This window comes from Prevotella sp. oral taxon 475, assembly GCF_018127805.1.
GTDB lineage: Bacteria > Bacteroidota > Bacteroidia > Bacteroidales > Bacteroidaceae > Prevotella.
This window is the reverse complement of sequence record NZ_CP072334.1, coordinates 462255-482195: the sequence shown is the minus strand read 5'-3', so window position 1 is coordinate 482195 and position 19941 is coordinate 462255. Positions and strand designations below refer to the sequence as shown.

Sequence of the window (19941 nt, the reverse complement as noted above, 5' to 3'; positions counted from 1 at the left end):
GACTCACTTAACAACATTCGTTATGGACCTATTCAGTAAGATTGCGGCGGGTGAGATTCCCAGTTACAAATGCGCAGAGAGCGAGCATTTCTATGCCTTTCTCGACATCCATCCGCTTGTCGAAGGGCATACGTTGGTGATTCCGCGACGCGAGGTAGACTACATCTTCGACATGAACGACGACGAATTGGCTGCCTTTCACGTCTTTGCCAAACGCGTAGCAAAGGCAGTCAAGGCGGTGCTTTCTTGCATCAAAGTGGCAGAAGTGGTGTTGGGCCTTGAAGTTCCGCATGCCCACATCCATCTCATCCCGCTGAACTCAGAGGCCGATGCCGACTTTAAACGCGAGAAACTGACACTTCCTGAAGCAAAGATGAAAGAAATAGCGGCGAAGATTTACGCCGAATTCTGTCGACAAAAGGATTAAGAAACAATTATCGAGAGAGCCGTTCCCTATTTTGTTCGTTCGGAAAGCGAACGCCCAAACAAAGGCCACTCTCACCTTCCCTCTCACCTGTCGGGCTCTCTTGCCTGACAGGTTTCTTTTTTATAAAAGAGAAAGAACCGATACGTGGTTCACCTCGACACGGTCGTTTCGGGAGCAAACAATTGCAGCAACTGCCGTGTATAACTCTCGCTCTCTGTCGGTTCGCGCAGCAGTCCCTGCTCCTCGACAGAGGTTACGACCAACGTGTTGTCATCTCGAATCACCCACAGCTTGTCCGATAGCGGTATGGCTTGCTCCAAATCGTGGGTAGAGAGCAGAACAATCCTCCCTGTATCGTGCGCCAATCCTCGGAGAAGCCGCAGAACATCCACTTTACTCCGGAAGTCGAGAAAGGCCGTCGGTTCGTCAAGCATTATCACCGGCGTCTGCTGAGCCAAGGCTTTAGCAATCATCATCTTCTGTCGCTCACCATCGCTCAGCGTCTGCACCCGTCGATGTCTCAGTTCCTCGATGCCCACCAGATGGAGAGCGCGAGTCACAACCTCTCTGTCTCCCGCGGATAATCCGCCCCAAAAATCGGTGTAGGGCGAGCGACCCAAGGCCACCACCTCCCCTACAGAGAGATTTCTCACCGCCGTCTGCGCCGTGAGTACTACACCCACCATCCGCGCCCGTTGAGAAACAGATAGTCTGGTGAAGTCGATCCCCACCTCCATCGGTTGTTCTCGATAGATCGTTCTACCAGCCAGCGCCTTCTGAAACCCTGTCAGCGTTCGTAGCAAAGTAGACTTCCCTCGACCGTTGCCACCCACTAAGACCGTCAGTTCGCCGGCCCGCAGGGTTGCGTTAATGCCCGAAAGCACCACGCGGGGTTCTCTTCCCCCGTCATCATATCCCACCGACAGATTCTCGAGCATAAGCGTTTTCATGGTAGCAAAGGTATAAAAGAACGCTGTAATACGAGTCAGAGCCTCCCGTTTTCTCATTCCATCCGGCAGAAGCAGCCACAGTCGTTGTGAAAATATTTCGTACCTTTGCATCCAAAATCAAAGAATAATGAAAAAGCTTTATATAGAAACATACGGTTGCCAGATGAATGTGGCAGACAGCGAAGTAGTCGCCTCGGTCATGCAGATGGCCGGATACGAACTCTGCGAGCACGAAGCGGAGGCCGATGCCATCTTCATGAACACGTGCAGCGTGAGAGAAAACGCCGAAAACAAAATCTACGCCCGCCTGGACACCTTGCATGCCGAGCAGAAGAAAGGTCGGAAGGTGATTCTTGGCGTACTCGGTTGCATGGCCGAACGCGTGAAAGAAGATCTTCTCGAGAACCATCACGCTCAGCTCGTAGCTGGTCCTGACTCCTATCTGAACCTCCCCGACATGATGGCGCAAGCTGAAGCCGGCAACAAAGCCATCGACATCGCCCTCTCCCGAACCGAAACCTACCGCGACATCCTTCCCCAGCGCGTTGCACTGGCCAAGGTCAGCGGGTTCGTCAGCATCATGCGCGGCTGCGATAACTTCTGTCACTACTGCATCGTGCCCTACACCCGCGGCAGAGAACGCTCCCGCGATGTCGAAAGCATCCTCAACGAAGTTCGCCAGTTGCAACGCCAAGGTTACAAAGAAGTCACTCTACTTGGGCAAAACGTGAATAGCTATCGATTCCAAAACGGTCACGCCACAGTCGACTTCCCCCAGCTTCTCCGCACCATTGCTCGATCCGTTCCCACCATGCGCATCCGCTTCTCCACGCCTCATCCCAAAGACATGAGCGACGAAACTCTCCACGTCATCGCTCAAGAACCGAATGTCTGCCGCCACATCCACCTGCCCATCCAAAGCGGGTCGGACAAAGTGCTCCGGCTCATGAACCGCAAATACACCGTAGAATGGTACCTCAGTCGCGTTCGTGCCATTCGAGAAATCGTGCCCGACTGCGGTATCTCTACCGACATCTTCGTGGGCTACCACGGCGAAGAGGAGGCCGACCACCAACTCTCCCTCGACATCATGCGCACCGTAGGCTACGACTCTGCCTTCATGTTTAAATACAGCGAACGCCCCGGAACCTACGCCTCCAAGCATCTTCCCGACAATGTTCCCGAAGAGGTGAAGATTCGCCGATTGAACGAACTCATTCAAGTTCAGAACGAGAACTCTGCCCAAGCCAACCGTCGCGAAGAAGGACGGCTGCGTGAAGTCCTGGTAGAAGGCCCCAGCAAACGCAGTCGCGAACAGCTTTGCGGGCGGACCGAGCAAAACAAAATGGTCGTCTTCGACAAAGGTGACCACCACATCGGCCAATACGTCAAAGTGAGAATCACCGGTAGCACCAGTGCCACCCTCTTTGGACAGGCAGAAGAATAATACCCACCCGACTTCTCCTCCGTAGCGAGAAAACACATCGGCTCAGGAACAAAAGCAAACACAGATTTTGCCGTCTACATCTTTTGCCGTACCTTTGCAGCCGTGTCTCGCACGCCGCTTCCATAGTTCAATGGATAGAACGTAGGTTTCCTAAACCTTTGATCCGGGTTCGATTCCCGGTGGAAGTACCACTTAGAAAAACACCCCCACACACCCGTAATACTTCCTTTTCTGCCCCCTCTTCATGTTCCCTATAGAAAAAGGAACTGATTAGAGCTCTCATTTGATCTTCCCTACTCAAACCCTGAGAGTTTGAGTAGGGAAGAAACTTTTCCTATACGAAACCTTAAAGATTTTGATCCCCCAAAAGATTTTTTGCACGAAACTCTGAGGTTCTGGGCATCAAAAAAGATTTTCTGCACGAAATCCTGAGATTCTGGGCATCAAAAAAGATTTTCTGCACGAAATCCTGAGATTCTGGGCATCAAAAAAGATTTTCTGCACGAAATCCTGAGATTCTGAGTATCAAAAAAGTTTTTCTGCACGAAATCCTGAGATTCTGTGCATCAAAAGAGGTTTTCTGCACGAAATCCTGAGATTCTGAGTATCAAAAAAGATTTTCTGCACGAAATCCTGAGATTCTGTGCATCAAAAAAGTTTTTCTGCACGAAATTCTGAGATTCTGAGCATCAAAAAAGATTCTCTACATGAAATCTTAAGAGTTTGAGCATAGAAGATTCTTTTCCGGCCTAAAGGATAAGAGCTAAGGAGATCGAACTTCATTTTCCTTCTCTTCTTTTCGACAATAATCCCCAACAGACATCAAAAAGACGGACAAAGTGAAAGATTCACTTTGTCCGTCTTTCGAATGATAGGGAACTAATCCCGATTTCGACATACCGCGTATTGGCGGCACAGGATCTTTGCTTACACAGCCAGTTCGGCCTCGAGCGGACGGCTCTTCTGCGTCTTGCCCAGCGTGAGGAAGGCGATGGGAGCCGCGATAAAGATGGAAGAGAGCGTTCCAAAGACGACACCAAGACTCATCGCAAAGGCAAAGCTCTGGATGCTCTCGCCGCCAAGGAAGAGGATGCAGAGCAACACGATGAGCGTCGAGAACGAGGTGTTGATGGTGCGGGCAAGGGTCTGGTTGATGCTGTCGTTGAACAAACTGCGGAAGTCTTGCTTCTGGTGCAGGTGCATGTTCTCGCGGATTCGGTCGAACACCACTACCTTGTCGTTAATCGAATAACCGATGACGGTGAGGATGGCACCGATGAAGGTTTGGTCGATCTCCAGCGAGAAGGGCATGAATCCCCACAGCAACGAGTAGAATCCGATGACGATGGTGGTGTCAATGGCCAGTGCCACAGTGGAACCTACCGAGAAAGCGATGTTGCGGAAACGAATAAGAATGTAGACGAAGATCGCTATCAAGGCGAAGAATACGCTGATGATGGCTCCGTAGGTGATGTCTTTCGCTACCGATGGGCCCACTTTCGTACTGCTGATGATGGAACCGCCTTGGCGGATATCGGGGTTCTTGAAGGCTTCGACATTCTTCTGCGAAACCAGTCCGGCCTTCTTCAATGCGTTGTAGAGGATGGTTTCGGCCTCGTCGTCCACTGTTGGGCTATTGCTCTCTATCTTATAGTTGGTCGAGATACGAATCGTCTTGTGGTCAGTTCCCAATGCCAGCGCGCCGGTGGTACAGCCAGGGAAGGCATTGGAGAGGATGGAGCGCACCTGCTCGGGCTGAACTTGCTTTTCGAAGGTCACGACGTAGTTGCGACCACCGGTGAAGTCGATGCTCCGACTCAGTCCGCGAGTGAAGAAGCTCACCACGAATACAACGATCAGCACAACCACCAACGCAAACGTTTTCTTATAAATGCTCATGAAGGGGAAGCGCACGTTCTGCATGAAGTTTTTCGAAAAACCGGTTGTAAAGGTAAGTCCGAGCCAGCGGTCTTTCTTCATCTGATACTCGTAAACCAAACGTGTGAGGTAAACAGCTGTGAAGAACGAGCAGACGATACCGATGATGAGTGTCGTGGCAAAGCCTCGAATAGGCCCAGTTCCAAAGACATAGAGGATGATTCCGGTGATAATACTGGTCAAGTTGGAGTCGAAGATAGCCGAGAAGGCATTGCCATAGCCCTCGCGGATGGCTTGTTTGATGCCCTTTCCTGCAGCCAGTTCTTCTTTCGTTCGTTCATAGATGAGCACGTTGGCATCTACCGCCGTACCCAACGAGAGCACCATTCCGGCAATTCCCGACATCGTGAGGGCCGCCTGGAAAGAGGTGAGGATGCCCAACGTGAAGAACAGATTGACGATGAGGGCCATGTTGGCCATCATTCCGGGTGTAAAACCGTACATCAAGATCATGTAGGCCATGAGCACAACAAAGGCGATGGCGAACGATTCGATACCTTGCTGGATGGATTGGGCACCGAGCGTGGGGCCCACCACCTCTTCTTGCACAATGCGGGCAGGTGCCGGCATACGACCCGATTTCAGCGTATTGGCCAGGTCTTTGGTGTCTTCGATGGTGAAGTTTCCGCTAATGGAAGACGAACCACCATCGATTTCGCCGTTCACACGCGGTGCACTGTATACGGCATCGTCGAGAACAATGGCAATGGCACGACCAACATTAGCTTTCGTAAGTGCCGCCCAGCGACGCGCACCGTCCGAGTTCATTCGCATGTTCACCTCAGGGGCACCGCTCATATGATTGAATTCGTCGCTCGCATCGGTGATAACGTCGCCCTCCATCGGAGCTCGTCCGTTGGTAGTCGTTACCTTCAAGGCGTGCAGTTCGAAAATATTCTTGACGTTCAAACCGTCTGCAGGTTTCGCACTCCAGAGCAGTTTCAGGTCGGACGGCAACACTTGTTTGGCCACATCGCCATAGATGAGTTTGTTGATGGCCGCCGTATCGCGAACGTTGGCATAACCCACCACGCTCAAGGCGTTGCCACCCGTGGTTTGTAAGCGTGCCAAGAGCGGGTGCGCCTTCAAGGCAGCAGCGGTCTGTGCGTCGCTGCTTTGTTGTTTTACAGCCGCAGTCTTCTTATCGTCTGTATTGAGTTTAAATTTCGGAGCATTGTCTTTCGCGGCAGCCACTTCCTTTTCAGCCTTGGCTTTTGCAGCCGCAGTGTCTACCGCGGCCGTGTCCGACGAGCCTTCGTTGGCCAGACGAGCATCGAGCTGAGTTAAGTAAGGAATAATTTCCGAGGCGTTGAACGTCTCCCAGAACTCCAAGTTAGCCGAGCCCTGCAGCAATTTACGCACTCTCTCCGGCTCACGTACGCCCGGCATTTCCACCATGATACGTCCTTCTTGGCCTTCGAGTTTTTGAATATTGGGCTGAACCACACCAAACTTATCGATACGCGTGCGAACCACATTAAACGAGTTGTCGATAGCCGCCTGCACCTCTTGGCGCAACACCTTTTCCACCTGCGAGTCGCTGCTTTGCGGCGAAACCTTTCCCTGGAGCTGTTGCGTAGCAAAGAGTTCGGCCAGTTGATGGCCCGGTGCATTCTGTTTGTAGTATTTGATAAAGAGGGATATAAAGTCACTCTGACTGGTTTCCTCTTCCTTTTTAGCCTCTTCCAACGATTTCAAGAAAGCAGCATTGCTTTTGTGGTCTGCCAGCGTTTCGATGACATCCGGCACGCTAATCTCCAAGATAACGTTCATTCCCCCCTTCAGGTCCAGACCGAGACCAATCTGTGTTTCCAAGCATTTTTGATAAGAATAGATGCCAAGATACTTCACAGAGTCTTTGTAGTTCTGTTGGGCAATGGGGTCTTTCAGCTCTGCGGCCTGCTTGTCATAGTAGCTGGTAGCAAAGGAGAACGACAGGTAGAAGATACTTGCAAGCGTCAACAAGACGGCAGTTACAATAACGATACCTTTGTTTTGCATTTTTACTTTATTTTTGTTTTATTGTTTTTCTGTGACGATACAACCGTGCAAAGATAATTATTTTTTAGGAGTAACGGAAAACTTTGTTCCGCTTATTGTCAATTTTTAGCTATTTGCGGAGCTTTTTCAACCAGCAAAAAATGGGGTAATGGTCAGAGGTTTTAATTCTGTTGTCTACCTGGCAGCCATACGGTTGCCAGTCGGGAGAACACATGATGTAATCTATCCGCACATAAAAGCTATTGCGATGATAGCTGATACCTGGCCCGTTACCGCTCTCCACGTAGCAGTCGGTGAGTTCTTTGGCCAACCGATGCCGTGCAAAAGAAATCGGACTGTCGTTAAAATCGCCGCAGAGAATCACGCTTCTATTCCTGTGTTCACGCACAAACTGCGCCACGGCTTCCACCTGCGGAGCTCTTATCTGAGCATATTCGCTCAACTTGTGCACCAGCTTTTTCGATTCGTTCTTCACTTGTCCCGCCTGCATTTCGCCTTTCATCATGGTTTTGAAGTTCTGCCGTTGCTCCTCGGTGAGTCCGGTTGTAGCGAAATGATTATTGATAACAATCACCGTATCGCTGCCCAAATCCAACAGATAGGCCATACTAAAATTGTCTGAAGCCGGGTATTCAATCTTTCGGGCCCCAAGAATGGGATATTTGCTATAGAACGCCAGTCGATCGCCCGTGATGCCTTTGTCTCTAAAATCCTGATAAGCGTAGATAGAATTGAACAGCGAATCGATTGTCTTTTGAAAGGGACCGCCCAAGTTGGCCTCTTGAAGACAGAGAATATCGGCATTCTGTTGCTTGATGTAATCGAGCATTTTCCAACGTTCTTCATCAGGCACTCCACCGCCGCCAAAGAGAAAAACATTGTAAGACATCACCTTGATAGCTCCTTCGGGTGCTGTTTTCGTGATATTAAAAGGTACGTACGTGCGCACGGGTGCATAGCAAACGATGAAGCCCACCAGCGGAAGGATGCAGCCACGCAGTTTGAAGAAAGCCCAGAAAACAAGAAAAGCGCAGTTGATGACTAAGAAAACGGGGAACGCCAGTCCCAGCGTAGAGAGGAAAGGGTAGTCAATGGGATTGAGTCTGTCCGAATAGCCCACTACCAGCATCACGAGAATAGTTGCCACGTTGGCTCCTCCCATCAGCTGAGCAGTCCATTTCTTCATGTTTTCCAGCATACCGTCGTCTTATTTTTTCTTACTTTGATCGAAGAGTCTTTGCTTCTCATCCCTCGTCAGACTGTCGTATCCGCTCTTCCGTATTTTGTCCAATATACGGTCTATCTCCTCCTGTTCTCTCTTTTTACGGGCGTTATAGTCCCAGTCGCTCTCGCGTTGCGGCTCCTGTTCGAAGGGTTGTTGCCCTGTTTGGTTGTACTTACCAAAAGTCTCCTTCATCTTTTCGAACACATTGCCTCCCCCCGTTTGTCTATAGTTTTGCGAGGGATGTCGCTGCCAATAGCGAATCATGAAGAAGCCAAACACCATTCCGCCCAGGTGAGCAAGGTGCGCCACGTTGCCGCCTGCTCCTGTCATGGCCTGATAAAGCTCCAAAACGGCGTAAAACACCACGAACCATTTGGCCTTGATCGGGATGGGGAGAGGAAAGATAAAGATTCTGTTTTCGGGGAAAATCATACCAAAAGCCAACAGAATGGCATAGATAGCACCCGATGCGCCCACCGTGGTAAGCCCGTTGAGCTGCGTCGTATAATGCCGCATCAACGCAAAAGCATCGGCCACACCGATAGGTGCCTGCGCGTTGAAGTCGAGATAAATCTCTACAAACTGCGCCAATTCCTGCATCAATCCGGCCCCCACTCCGCACGAAAGATAATAGAACAGAAATTTTCTTGGTCCCCAAACGCGCTCCACCACCACGCCGAACATCCACAGGGCAAACATATTAAAGAAGATGTGAGCCAGTCCGCCGTGCATAAACATATAGGTAAAGAGCTGATACACCCTAAAGTCCGACGCCATAAAAAAGTGGAGTCCGAGCAGGTCGTTCAAGTCAATGCCAAGCGAAGTTTTCAGAACCACCGTCGCCAAATAAGCCAGCACGTTGACGATCAGCAGATTCTTCGTTACAGTAGGTATGTTGCCCATTTCTATACAGTCGTTTTTTAGCGTTTTTGTGCGCGCAAAAGTACTAAAAATATCCGTCAATGGGCATAAAAAGGGCCGTCTAACGACAAAATTTCAAAAATCTCTTGACTTTTTTTTATTTTTTGTTTGTCCTTTAAAAGTAATGCTCTATATTTGTCAGCAAAACCAGATAAAAGGACTAACATTTATCACTTTATAATTCAAATAATATGAACAAAACTGAATTGATCGACAAAATCGCAGCTGGCTCGGGCTTGAGCAAAGCTGATTCGAAGAAAGCATTAGACGCATGCGTAGGTGCATTGAAAGCAGCTCTCGTAGCAGGTGACAAAGTACAGCTGGTTGGCTTCGGCACGTTTAGCGTGAACGAGCGTCCCGCACGCGAAGGTATCAACCCCGCTACCAAGCAGAAAATCAAGATTGCCGCTAAGAAAGTGGCTAAATTCAAGGCTGGTGCTGAACTGACAGACGCCATTCAATAATACGCCATACCATAAAGGTTGGAAGAGGGCTGTTTCCCAAATGGGAACGGCCCTCTTCTCTTTTTGCCCTCTCTTTCAAGTGTTTCTGCATCCACAGCATTTCGCTTTGCACCTCGTTCAGCCGGGTGTGAAACTGCTCTTTCAAACGTTTGACGAAATAAGAGGGGGATGTAAAGCCCATCCAAGAGGCTGTTTCAACCACCGGGTACTCTCCGTTTTGCTCTCATCTTTATGCGGCTTGATACACGCTCTGTCCATTTTGTCAATGGACTGTTTCCCCAACAACCTTATATATAATAAGGTGAAAGATACCCTCCCTATTCCTATCGTCCTCCTCATTCGGAGCCTTTATTTTCTTCACACCAGGAAGACGTTTTTCAAAAGCTAAGAAAACGCAAGCCAAAAACTAAGAGATGAGTCTGCATTTTCTTAGCTTTCGCAGTGCGTTTTCTTAGCTATTGAAAAGGGCTCTGTTATTCTGTGGATTCCAACGGGTTAGAAGAAGCAGAAGAAGACACGCCCAACCGCACCACCAAGGGCAGGTGATCGCTGAATCCACCTTGGTATTTAGGACCGAAATATGTGCGCCACGGTCGCCAGCCTCCATACTTTTCATCCGCTTCCAGCAAGAAAGGAGCATCGAAGATGGTGCAGCTCACACCCTTATCCGCGATTTCGGAAGAGGCAAAAACATGGTCTAAGCAGCTCCACTCGCCTTGATAACGATAGGTTCCTTTAGCTCCGTGCGTGCCACAGGCATTGAGAGAAACGTCGGTCAGTCCGCTTTGAGCCATCAGTTGGAGCGATTCGGCCTTGCCATCGTCGTTGAAATCGCCTACCACAAGGATGCGGGCGTGGGGCTCGAGACGGCGAATCGAGTCGACCGATTGGCACAATCTTCGCGCCACCGCTATACGAAACGGGCGCGTCTCGACCTCTCCGCCGGCCTTACTCGGGGCATGCAGCACGAAGAGATGCAGGGTATCTACCGCCGCGGTGAGGCCTTTGACATACAAAATGTCGCGCGTGGGCGGTCTTCCGGCCATCGGTGGTATGCGCAAGGCATAACTCTTGAGCAGCGAAAAGGTGAAAGGCGAATACAAAAGGGCCACGTTGATGCCTCGACGGTCGGGCGAATGGGTCATCACATATTCGTATCGGGCGGTGCGAAGCAAGGAACGGCGCGTGAGATCACGCATAACGCTGTCGTTTTCCACCTCGCACAAAGCCACCACATCGGGCAATGCCCAGACAGAACCTTCGCCTCCGCAGGCGATAATCTCCTGACCGATGCGGTTCAGTTTCTTCCAATACCGCGCCACCGTCCAATGTTTGGCGGCATCGGGCAAGAATTCCTGATCGGCTTTCTGCGGGTCGTGGGTGCAGTCGAAAAGATTTTCGCAGTTGAGTTGCACCAAGGTAAAGACCGAGAGCAGCAGAACGAGCAGAGCATTCATCGGTTTTGAATCTTTCCGCTGAGGAAAAGTCCCAGCAGGATGAGCAGTGTTCCGACGATGAAATAAGCGGTGATGGTTTCATGCAGCACCCAAGCGGCAAACACAATCGTGGTAATGGGGTTGACGTAGATATAGTTGGTGGCGCGCATCGCTCCGAGTTTACCCATCACCCACGTCCATGTCAGGAAGCAAACCATCGAGGCCAGTACGCCCAGAAAGAGCAAATGCGCCACAATCTCCGGTCGAAGCAACAGTTGCCACTGGGGAAACCGAGGCACAAAGGCGTAATAGGGCAACATCGTCAGCAGTCCGTAGAAAAACACTTTGCGGGTGATGAAGAAGCTATTGTAACGTTTGTTCATGCGTTTGATGACGAGCGAGTAGACCGCCCACGCCAAACAAGCGCAAAGGGCTAAGAAATCGCCCAAGGGAGAGAGGTTGAGTACAAACTGCCCGTTAAGCACCACCACAGCCATCCCTACGAAAGAGAAGACCGTTCCTAACACTTGCCACCGCCCCAGAGAGGTGTCTGCATAAAAAAGACGTAACAAAATCATCGTGAACAACGGGCACGAGCAGACGATCAACGACACATTGGTGGCCGTAGAGAAGGCCAAGGCTTCGTTTTGGAAAAGGAAAAATGCCGAACCTCCTGTGATTCCGAGCAACATCATGCAGGCTTCGTCTTGCCAACTGTCGCTCAACAGTCGGCGGCCACCTAACCCACGCGGCCCCCAAAGCCCCACAACGAGCATCAGCACATAGGCTATGAGAAAACGTAACGTAAAGATTTGCGCAGGCGACAACCCGGCATGAATCAACAGTTTGGTAGAGATGAACGTGGAACCCCATATGGCTACCGTGACAAAGGCCACCACATGATGCATCAGAGTTCTTTCTTCGGTCATGTTTTTGTTTGTTTAAAATGGATTCGTTTCTCTGGCCTCATCCCACTAAGGGTCTGCAAAAACAACCCGTTCTTGCTTCGAAAAACCATACAAAATTAACCTTTTTAGCTCTCTTGGCCAAACCTGAAGAGTTGGAAGGATCAAACCCTCTTCTCTATCTCTTAGCTTTTGGCGTGCAAAAGCTAAGAAAACGCATGGCGAAAGCTAAGAAAATGCAGGCCAAAAGCTAAGAGATGGGAAAGCGTTCTCGTCTCGTCCCATCAACAAAGGGTTCTAAGATGCTATTCGGAGAAAGAGTAAGGAGCATCTGCGGCGGCTGTTCCGCGCTGCCGATTAGGCGTGGGTGAGAGCCGGAACCTAAGCGATGCGCCCGCAAGAAGTTCGTTTCGGGTGACGTAATTGTGTGTATAGGGCTGCCCATTGAGGAAAAGTTCGGCCACATATCGGTTATTCGGACTGTTGTTCGGAGCGGAAATCTCGGTGGTTTTTCCTCCGGGCAGATGCAGAACGATGCGTTTGAAATAGGGAGAGCCTAAGACATACTGTCCACTACCCGGACATACGGGGTAGAAACCCAGGGCTGAGAAGACATACCAAGCCGAGGTTTGTCCGTTGTCTTCATCGCCGCAATAGCCGTCGGGAGCAGCGGTGTAGAGCCGATTCATCACTTCGCGCACCCAATACTGCGTTTTCCAGGGTTCGCCCGAGTAGTTATAGAGATAGATGGCATGCTGAATGGGCTGATTGCCATGGGCATAATTGCCCATATTCATGAGTTGCATCTCGCGTATTTCGTGAATCACCTGTCCGTAATAACTGGCATCGAAGAGGGGCGGAAGGTTGAAAACGGAGTCGAGCATGGCGTTGAACGCGGCATTGCCGCCCATGAGACGAATGAGCCCTTTTGGGTCGTGAAACACCGACCAGGTGTAATGCCAACTGTTTCCCTCGGTAAAAGCGTCGCCCCATTTGAAGGGATTGAAGGGCGATTGGAAAGTTCCGTCGCTGTTCCGGCCCCTCATCAAGCGGGTCTGCGGATCGAAAACGTTGCGATAATTGAGGGCTCTTCTGCGGTAAGGTTCCAACTCGCGCTTGGTCTTTCCCAAGGCTTTGCCCAGCTGAAAGATGCACCAGTCGTCGTAAGCATACTCTAATGTGCGTGCCACACTTTCGTTAATCTTCACATCATAAGGCACAAATCCCAGTCGATTGTAAAGCTCATAGCCCCATCTTCCTGTCGATTTCACAGAGGGATGCACGGCGTTGGCTCCATGAGTCACGGCCTTCCAAAGCGTCTCGGCATCGCTTTCGTGCAATCCGCAGAGGTAAGCGTCGGCCACAATGGATGCCGAATTGTTGCCTACCATACAGTTTCGGTGGCCCGGACTGGCCCATTCGGGTAGGAAACCGCTCTCTTGATAGGCATTCTTCAAGCCTTCCTGAACACCTCGACTCACCTCGGGATAAAGGAGATTGAGTAGCGGAAAAAGACTGCGAAAGGTGTCCCAAAAGCCCGTGTCGGTGTACATGCGTCCCGGAAGCACCGCTCCGTTGTAGGGACTTCTATGCAACGGTCGGCCCGAAGCATCGTATTCGAAAAGCTGTCGGGGGAAAAGCAACGAGCGATAGAGACAAGAATAGAACGTGCGAAGATGGTCTATATCGTCATCCTGCACCTCGATGCGTCCCAACATCTCGTTCCATCGTTGCCGACCTCTTGCTTTCACCTCTTCCAACGTGGCGTTTCCTACCTCTTTCAGGTTGCGCCATGCTTGCTCTTCACTGATAAACGATGAGGCGATACGCACACAAACGCGCTCGCCTTGCCGAGTGGTTTTGAAGCCGACAATGGCTCCGGCGTGGTTGCATAGAGCCGAATCGGATGGTGTGATGATGCCGTCTCGCACGGCATAGACATAGTCGAAGGGACGATCGAACTGCATCACAAAGTAGTTTTTAAAGCCTTCTGGCACGCCACCGCTGTTCTTTGTGGTGAAGCCCACTATCTTTTGCTCTGCCGGAATCACCTTCACAAACGACCCATTGTCGAAGGCATCCACTACGAACGAGGCACTATCGGTCTGTGGAAAAGTCATTCTCATCACCACAGCTCTCTCTGTCGGAGCCATCTCTGCTGTCACATCGTGGTCGGCAAGATATACTTGATAATAGTAAGGACGTGCCGTTTCGGCTTTATGAGAGAACCAACTCGCCCGTCGTTCTTCATCGAACACCAGTCGTCCGGTGGTAGGCATCACGGCGAATTGCCCGTAATCATTGATCCACGGACTGGGTTGATGCGTCTGTTTCAGGCCTCTTATCTTCTCGGCTCCATAGGTATACACCCATCCATCGCCCATTTTCCCGGTCTGAGGAACCCAAAAATTCATGCCCCATGGCAAGGCAATGGCTGGATAGGTGTTGCCGGTGGAAAGTTGATAGCTCGATTGTGTGCCCACAAGCGTACTCACATAGTCTACAGGAAAGGTCTTTTCGCCACTTCCTGCCTGAGCCATGGCACTGCCCAAGAGGCTAAAAAGGAGAGTAATAAATGTAGTTTTGAGGGTCGTCTTCATTGTGTGGAGATTGTTTTTTTAGGTTTTGTTGGTACAAAGATAGTGTAAAAAATTGAATACGAAGCCCAAATGCAGCATGAAAAACGCCCGTTGCCGACTGTTGGCAACGGGCATTTCCGTTATACGAAGTTTGTTTTAGCGATACGGAGTTCCGTCCTCTGCGGATGGATGCTCTGCTTTTCGCTGTGCAGAGCCTGAACTTATTGCAGAGCTTTCACCACTTCTGGCAGCATCAGATGCAGCTCATTTTCTTCGGCGGCAGTGAAAAGAGTTCCATCTACGACGTAAGGTGCATCGCTGTAGACACCGTTCTTCACCGCATCTTTTACGTAAGGATGACACGCCACCTGGCGTCCGGTATCCACTTCGGCCATATCGAAGAACACGCCTGCACCGCAATGACCGATAAGGAGTTTACCCGACTGCCCGAACTCTTTGATCACCTGCAACAGCATTTGGTTGTAAGGTTTGTCCATATTTTGGGCAAACACCGGCACAGCGTCGCCGCAGGCAAAGATAAGAGCATCATATTCATTGCTCTTGCCCACGAGATGGGCAATCACGTCGTCGACTTTCAAGGCAACACCCGAGTTGGTTCGGATATTCACGTCGTCGTAAACGGCAAATACGCGATAGTCGATTTTGTTTTCAAAAAAGGTCTCCAAATAACTGAAAAGACCCAGACCATTCACCGGATTGACGGCTACTACTGCTACTTTTTTACTCATTTTTCTTGTCTTTTAAGATGGTTGATCTTTGTGGTGCAAAGATAGTTGCTTTTGAGATGCGGTGCAAGAGAGTTACAAGGAGGTGAGGTGCTTACCTCTGGGTAGGAATTAGACAGACAGTGACAACACCGAAAACACATTTAATAAAGATTAACCTTATAATAAAATTGGGGAGAATGAATACACTTACGAAAAGAAACTATTGTTACCTTTGCACCAAATGATGGGCAATCGACAGACGGAAAAACGGTTTTCTCTCTATTCGCCTGCCCTATCTTTGCAACATGAAAGAAAAGAAAAACCTTTATCCCACTTGTCCTATCCGACAGGTGGTGAGTCGTTTTAGCAACAAATGGAGCCTATTGGTGCTCTATGAGTTGCATCAAAACACAACGGGCACGATGCGTTTCAGCGAATTGGACCGCAGCATTCCCGACTGTTCGCAAAAGATGCTCTCGCAAACGCTGAAGAATTTGGAAAGTTGTCATCTCGTTCACCGTAAGCTCTACCCCGAGGTTCCGCCTCGTGTGGAATATTCGCTTACCCCTGTTGGGCAATCGCTCATGCCCAATCTCGACATCTTATTGGCGTGGGCAGAGACGCATTTCGATACCGTGACGGCAGGAGAAAACAGATAACGGAAACACGCTTTGCAAGCGTCTGACTCTCAAGGCCTTGCAAAATGTTTTTCAAAACCTTAGCTTTTGACGCTCATTTTCTTAGCTTTCGCCGTGCATTTCCTTAGCTTTTGCAACTCGTTTTCTTAGCTTTTGCAGGCCGTCTTTTCTTCTTTCTTTATTTTAAAAGAGGGTGCAACCCTGCTTGATTCTGTCTGCCATGCCGATGCCATCACGCAGATTGCCGGCGATGGTAAGTCCGTCGAACTGACGTTCGAGAGTCTTGATGGCGGCCAAACGCTCGTTACTGCTCTGCTCGTACTGCGGAATGGCATGGCGATGGCGAAAGATACGAATGAGGGCGGGGTGCATATCGGCCGGCAAGGCGAGCATTTCGCGAAGCTCAGTCAGGATGATTTGCGTGATGTCGGCATCACTTTTGTCGAACATTTCGGGATGACGGATGCCGCCAAGGAAGAACGAATAAACCTCACCTCCTTGCGGAGCGCGACCCGCAAAGCACGACGAGGGGAAGAGAACGCCCAGAACGGGGCGGTGTTCGCAGGAGGGAACCAGTCCGCCAAAGGCTCGATGGCTTCTCCCACGCACGTCTTTGATCCCTACCGATACCTGTATAATGGGGGCATAACGCAGCTGTGTGAGCGGCATGATCTGCTCCTTGGAGACGAAAGGCAGGAGCGATGGCAGGGCGTAGGCTCCGATGGTGGTGACGACCTGCCGACAATGCAATGCTTGTGGAGTGCCGTCTGCACGCTGCCAAGCTACTTTCCAACCTTCCTCAACAGGCGTAATGCAGGTGTTTTGCGCGCCGAGCACGATGCGTTCGGGACCAGCGGCTCGGCCCAAGGCGGCGATCAACTGCTCCAAACCGCCCTCGACGGAGAACACTTCACGGGTGGCCAATCGGTCGCGGGGGCTTTTTGGCTCGCGCATCTTTGCGATGGCACCGCGTATAAAACTACCGTAGGTCTGCTCAAGATTGTAGAGTTTGGGCAGGGCAAAGCGTGTAACGAGCTGCGAGGGGTCGCCGGCGTAGATGCCACCGATGAATGGGTCGACGGCATAATCGACGTAAGAGCGGCCCAATCTGCGGGCCACCAACTGGGCAACGCTCTCATCGGGATCGGTGCCTTTGGCTCGAAAAGGCTCGCCAAGAATGCGAAACTTGTCATACCAACTGAAGAGCGAGGTGTAAATGCTGCCCTTCAGGCCCACGGGAAGCAGGTGAAACTGCCCACGTTTCCAGATCCATCGTTGCCGGGCCTCTTCGTTGGCAGTGATCAATCGGCAGCCAAAGGGCTCGAGCGAGCTGAAGAGTTCGGCCACTTCGGGGTTGGCAATGACGCCGGTATTAGGGCCGCTCTCAAACGTAAATCCCGCTTCCTGATAGGTGCGAATCTGTCCGCCGATGCGGTTTTCCTTCTCTATCACCCATACGTCGATGCCTTTTTGCCGCAGCGTATGGGCTGTTGTGAGTCCTGTGAGTCCGGCTCCCACCACGACGGTGTCCACCTTTTGAGGTTGTATCGTTTCCATTTCTCTTGTTGTTATACGGGTTTCGAGAATCTCTTATCGGTGTTCACCATCATCGGATCGAGGGCTGCCGCTACGTTACGAACGAAAGGCGAACCAACCGAAGTCATAGCGATGTGTTGCGAATCGAAAACGATGAGTCCGTCATGGGCCATCTCCTGCAAGCGGTTTTCGTCGTAGTGCATGGCTACTTTCACCTCTTCGGGAGCGAGATGGAGACGTTGCGACAGGTCGTTCCACGAAATGCGGTTGTTGCACATTAAACTTTCTATCACCTCGCGGGCCACCCTTTGCCGGGCGTTCAGGGCATAACCGCGCTCGATACAGAGCTGATGAGCGGAGAGTTGCGTGATGTATTGGCGAACGTTTTTGGTATTTTGGGCATACGCTCCGTCCAATTGACTGATGCCGGAAACACCCAAGGCATAGACCTGGGCTGTGATTCTGCGCGGACAATAGCCTTGAAAATTGCGATGAAGTTGATGCGTTTCCAAAGCTTTTTGCAAGTCGTCGTCGGGCAAAACGAAGTGATCCATGCCGATATGACAGTAACCTGAATGGGTGAGAAGCCTAGAAACACGAGCGAACATCTGCACTTTCTCGTCGTTATGGGGCAGTCCGGCCCGCTCCAAAATCAACTGACTCTTATACAACCACGGCACATGTGCATAACTGAAAGTGACCAAGCGGTCGGGATGCAGTGAGATAGCCCGCTCGATTGTCTGTTCGAAGCTGTCGGCAGATTGGCCCGGAAGGCCATAAATAAAGTCGAGATTCACTCGCGCTCCGCTGCCTCGCAGGATGTCGAGAATGGTTTCCACGGGCAGGAGAGAGGGTCGACGGTTGACCGTTTCTAACACCTTATCGTTGAAATCCTGAATTCCCAAACTGTAACGGGTGAATCCGCAGTCGGTGAGAAACGTCCAATCCTCCTGAGAAAGATAGCCCGGATGGCATTCGATGGCTATCTCCGGCCGATCGATGGTGTCGAAAGCTGAGAGCAAATGCTCGTTCAACGCTTTGATATAATGCAGTGGTATGGACGACGGACTTCCTCCGCCGTAGTGTATTTGAGAGATTTTCCGACTCTTATTGAGGTATGGCAGCAAGATGTCCAGCTCTTGATGCAAGGCCTGAAAATAGGCTTCTACGGTCTCATCTTTCGCCATCGGCAGCGAGTTGCAGCCGCAATAGTGGCACAGATGCCGGCAGAACGGCACATGGATGTAGAAAGAAAGATGATTGTTGGGTGCATCGTTGGAGGCTTCTACCTCTTTTATATAGGCCTCGTTGCTGAACGTTTCGAAGCTGTTGGCAGGTGGATAGCTTGTATAACGCGGCACAGGCGTGTTGTATTTTTGTAGTATCTGTTCGTTGGTCATAGTGCTTTTCTTTTTCCAAAGGCTAAAACGACGTATATCAAAGCGGCCAAAGCCAATAGTGTTTGCAGGGAGAACATCGCCGTATAACCCAGCCTATCGGCCACCATCCCACTGAAAACGGCCGCCACAATGCCCGTGAGATGTGTCAAAACGGTTTGAACGGTGAAGTCGGTTCCTTCTTTTCCCTGTCGCACATGCTGCATAGCAGACGTATAAACCACCACCGTAGCCATGCCATAACTGGCCCATAACAGGGCGATGGCAGCGATGAGCCAAGGCGTAGAGGGCCTTCCGAGCGAGAGAACGACAAAGAACGACGTGGCTACGAGCATCACAATAGCGAAGAAAACCCGAGTGCGCCCATAGCCGAAATGCCGCACCAGCATTCCCGCAGGATAGGAAACGACAAAAGCAGAGGCCACTCCTACGACCCCATTCATCACTCCTATCTCGCGCATCGAGTAGCCTAAGTCTACCATATAGGGTTTTAACGTAGACATAATGCCGATGATGCCCATATAATAGAGGGCTAAGAAGACAATTTGCCGCCAGATACCGCGCTGCGTAAAGAACCAAACAAAATCGCTCCAGCGAGCCCGTTGGCGCGTGTCTTTGGGTTTTTGCAATTGGATATTCTTATTCAAGAGCAGCGGAACCACTGCCACCAGCACAAACACGCTGAGGCATTGCGTCACCATGTTCCAGCCGTAGCGGTGCAACACCATCAAAAGTAGGCCGCTACCCACCAAACTTCCGCCGAAACTACCCATCGACTGCATACTGTTGAGCAAGGCTTTCTCGCGTTTTTGCGAAGAAAGGATGACCAAAGCGTCCGTCCCTATATCTTGCGTTGCCGAGGCAACGAGCGACAATAGCACCAGTACAACAATCGTGCCGACGTTGATTTGCAGGTTGAGCACGCCCGCCAGAAGAATCAAAAGGGCGTAAACCACCTCGCTACCCACAATCAATCGTTTGTAGCCTCGTGTGGTTGTGCACGCCCTATCGATCATCGGCGACCACAACATCTTCAGTATCCACGGCAGTTTGACCAACTGCAACAGGGCGATGGCCGAGAGCGAGAATTGCTGTTCGCGCATGATCACCTGCAAAGCCGTGGTGAAAAAGCTCATCGGAACGGCCTGTGCCAAGTACAGACAGAAGAAAGTGGAGAGCTTGAATGTTTTTGTTTTGTCTAATCTCATCGCTATTTCTTGCGGTGCACGCTGCACCGTTAGGGGATGCAAAGATAGCCATTTCCGACTAAAAAACTCGCTCATCATTTGTGGGGATTGTCCGATGCCCCTACGATCTGTCTCCTAACACCATCCGTAAGGGGAACCTCT

The 19941-nt window shown here is 50.8% G+C and carries 16 protein-coding genes and 1 tRNA gene; 6 read left to right on the top strand and 11 right to left on the bottom strand.

The genetic code is table 11. The features are described from left to right. Positions 1-22 precede the first annotated feature (22 nt). On the top strand, positions 23-427 hold the full coding sequence (locus J5A66_RS01875) for an HIT family protein (RefSeq protein ID WP_211790783.1): 405 nt from the start codon (positions 23-25) through the stop codon (positions 425-427). Positions 428-576: 149 nt separating this feature from the next. Here the strand turns inward: J5A66_RS01875 and J5A66_RS01870 are convergent, their stop codons facing one another. Further along, positions 577-1365 carry an ABC transporter ATP-binding protein gene (locus J5A66_RS01870; RefSeq protein WP_249110001.1) on the bottom strand — a complete coding sequence of 263 codons (789 nt, stop codon included), beginning with the start codon at positions 1363-1365 and terminating at the stop codon, positions 577-579. A 139-nt stretch (positions 1366-1504) separates the two neighbouring features. Between J5A66_RS01870 and miaB the strand changes: the two genes are divergently transcribed. Both miaB and J5A66_RS01860 read left to right on the top strand, forming a co-directional pair. Further along, positions 1505-2824 (top strand): tRNA (N6-isopentenyl adenosine(37)-C2)-methylthiotransferase MiaB, encoded by a 1320-nt coding sequence (miaB, locus tag J5A66_RS01865; RefSeq protein WP_211790781.1) that lies wholly within the window; start codon positions 1505-1507, stop codon positions 2822-2824. 116 nt (positions 2825-2940) lie between these two features. After that, positions 2941-3015 (top strand) — tRNA-Arg (locus tag J5A66_RS01860). Positions 3016-3751: 736 nt separating this feature from the next. On the opposite strand, the gene secDF is transcribed toward J5A66_RS01860, so the two are convergent. The 3 genes from secDF to J5A66_RS01845 all read right to left on the bottom strand — a co-directional run bounded on the left by secDF (position 3752) and on the right by J5A66_RS01845 (position 8891). Beyond that, positions 3752-6763, bottom strand: a complete 3012-nt coding sequence (gene secDF, locus J5A66_RS01855; protein WP_211790780.1) for a protein translocase subunit SecDF — start codon at positions 6761-6763, stop codon at positions 3752-3754. Positions 6764-6872: 109 nt separating this feature from the next. After that, a complete protein-coding gene (locus tag J5A66_RS01850) occupies positions 6873-7961 on the bottom strand; it encodes an endonuclease/exonuclease/phosphatase family protein (RefSeq protein ID WP_211790779.1) in 1089 nt (362 codons plus the stop codon). 9 nt (positions 7962-7970) lie between these two features. Beyond that, positions 7971-8891: a rhomboid family intramembrane serine protease gene (locus J5A66_RS01845; RefSeq protein ID WP_211790778.1), complete on the bottom strand. Its 921-nt coding sequence runs from the start codon at positions 8889-8891 to the stop codon at positions 7971-7973. A 209-nt stretch (positions 8892-9100) separates the two neighbouring features. Here J5A66_RS01845 and J5A66_RS01840 point away from each other — a divergent pair, with 209 nt between their 5' ends. Continuing rightward, positions 9101-9373: an HU family DNA-binding protein gene (locus tag J5A66_RS01840; protein ID WP_211790777.1), complete on the top strand. Its 273-nt coding sequence runs from the start codon at positions 9101-9103 to the stop codon at positions 9371-9373. 473 nt (positions 9374-9846) lie between these two features. On the opposite strand, the gene J5A66_RS01835 is transcribed toward J5A66_RS01840, so the two are convergent. Both J5A66_RS01835 and J5A66_RS01830 read right to left on the bottom strand, forming a co-directional pair. Continuing rightward, positions 9847-10830: an endonuclease/exonuclease/phosphatase family protein gene (locus J5A66_RS01835; protein WP_211790776.1), complete on the bottom strand. Its 984-nt coding sequence runs from the start codon at positions 10828-10830 to the stop codon at positions 9847-9849. Then, positions 10827-11738: a DMT family transporter gene (locus tag J5A66_RS01830; RefSeq protein WP_211790775.1), complete on the bottom strand. Its 912-nt coding sequence runs from the start codon at positions 11736-11738 to the stop codon at positions 10827-10829. The genes J5A66_RS01835 and J5A66_RS01830 overlap by 4 nt, the downstream gene beginning before the upstream one ends. 17 nt (positions 11739-11755) lie before the next feature. Between J5A66_RS01830 and J5A66_RS01825 the strand changes: the two genes are divergently transcribed. Then, entirely contained in the window at positions 11756-11968 is a 213-nt protein-coding gene (locus J5A66_RS01825) for a hypothetical protein (RefSeq protein WP_211790774.1), read from the top strand. A gap of 51 nt (positions 11969-12019) precedes the next feature. Here J5A66_RS01825 and J5A66_RS01820 read toward each other — a convergent pair whose 3' ends face one another. Both J5A66_RS01820 and J5A66_RS01815 read right to left on the bottom strand, forming a co-directional pair. Next, positions 12020-14314, bottom strand: a complete 2295-nt coding sequence (locus tag J5A66_RS01820) for a GH92 family glycosyl hydrolase (protein ID WP_211790773.1) — start codon at positions 14312-14314, stop codon at positions 12020-12022. A gap of 200 nt (positions 14315-14514) precedes the next feature. Further along, positions 14515-15042, bottom strand: coding sequence for a DJ-1/PfpI family protein (locus tag J5A66_RS01815; protein ID WP_211790772.1), 528 nt, complete (start codon positions 15040-15042; stop codon positions 14515-14517). Positions 15043-15326: 284 nt separating this feature from the next. Between J5A66_RS01815 and J5A66_RS01810 the strand changes: the two genes are divergently transcribed. Beyond that, positions 15327-15680, top strand: a complete 354-nt coding sequence (locus J5A66_RS01810) for a helix-turn-helix domain-containing protein (RefSeq protein WP_211790771.1) — start codon at positions 15327-15329, stop codon at positions 15678-15680. 162 nt (positions 15681-15842) lie between these two features. Here the strand turns inward: J5A66_RS01810 and hemG are convergent, their stop codons facing one another. Genes hemG through J5A66_RS01795 form a run of 3 tightly spaced genes read right to left on the bottom strand, consistent with a single transcriptional unit; the run spans position 15843 to position 19800 of the window. Beyond that, positions 15843-17216 (bottom strand): protoporphyrinogen oxidase, encoded by a 1374-nt coding sequence (gene hemG / locus J5A66_RS01805; RefSeq protein WP_211790770.1) that lies wholly within the window; start codon positions 17214-17216, stop codon positions 15843-15845. Between the two features lie 11 nt (positions 17217-17227). Beyond that, positions 17228-18595, bottom strand: coding sequence for an oxygen-independent coproporphyrinogen III oxidase (gene hemN / locus J5A66_RS01800; RefSeq protein WP_211790769.1), 1368 nt, complete (start codon positions 18593-18595; stop codon positions 17228-17230). Further along, positions 18592-19800 (bottom strand): MFS transporter, encoded by a 1209-nt coding sequence (locus J5A66_RS01795; RefSeq protein ID WP_211790768.1) that lies wholly within the window; start codon positions 19798-19800, stop codon positions 18592-18594. The genes hemN and J5A66_RS01795 overlap by 4 nt, the downstream gene beginning before the upstream one ends. Positions 19801-19941 lie beyond the last annotated feature (141 nt).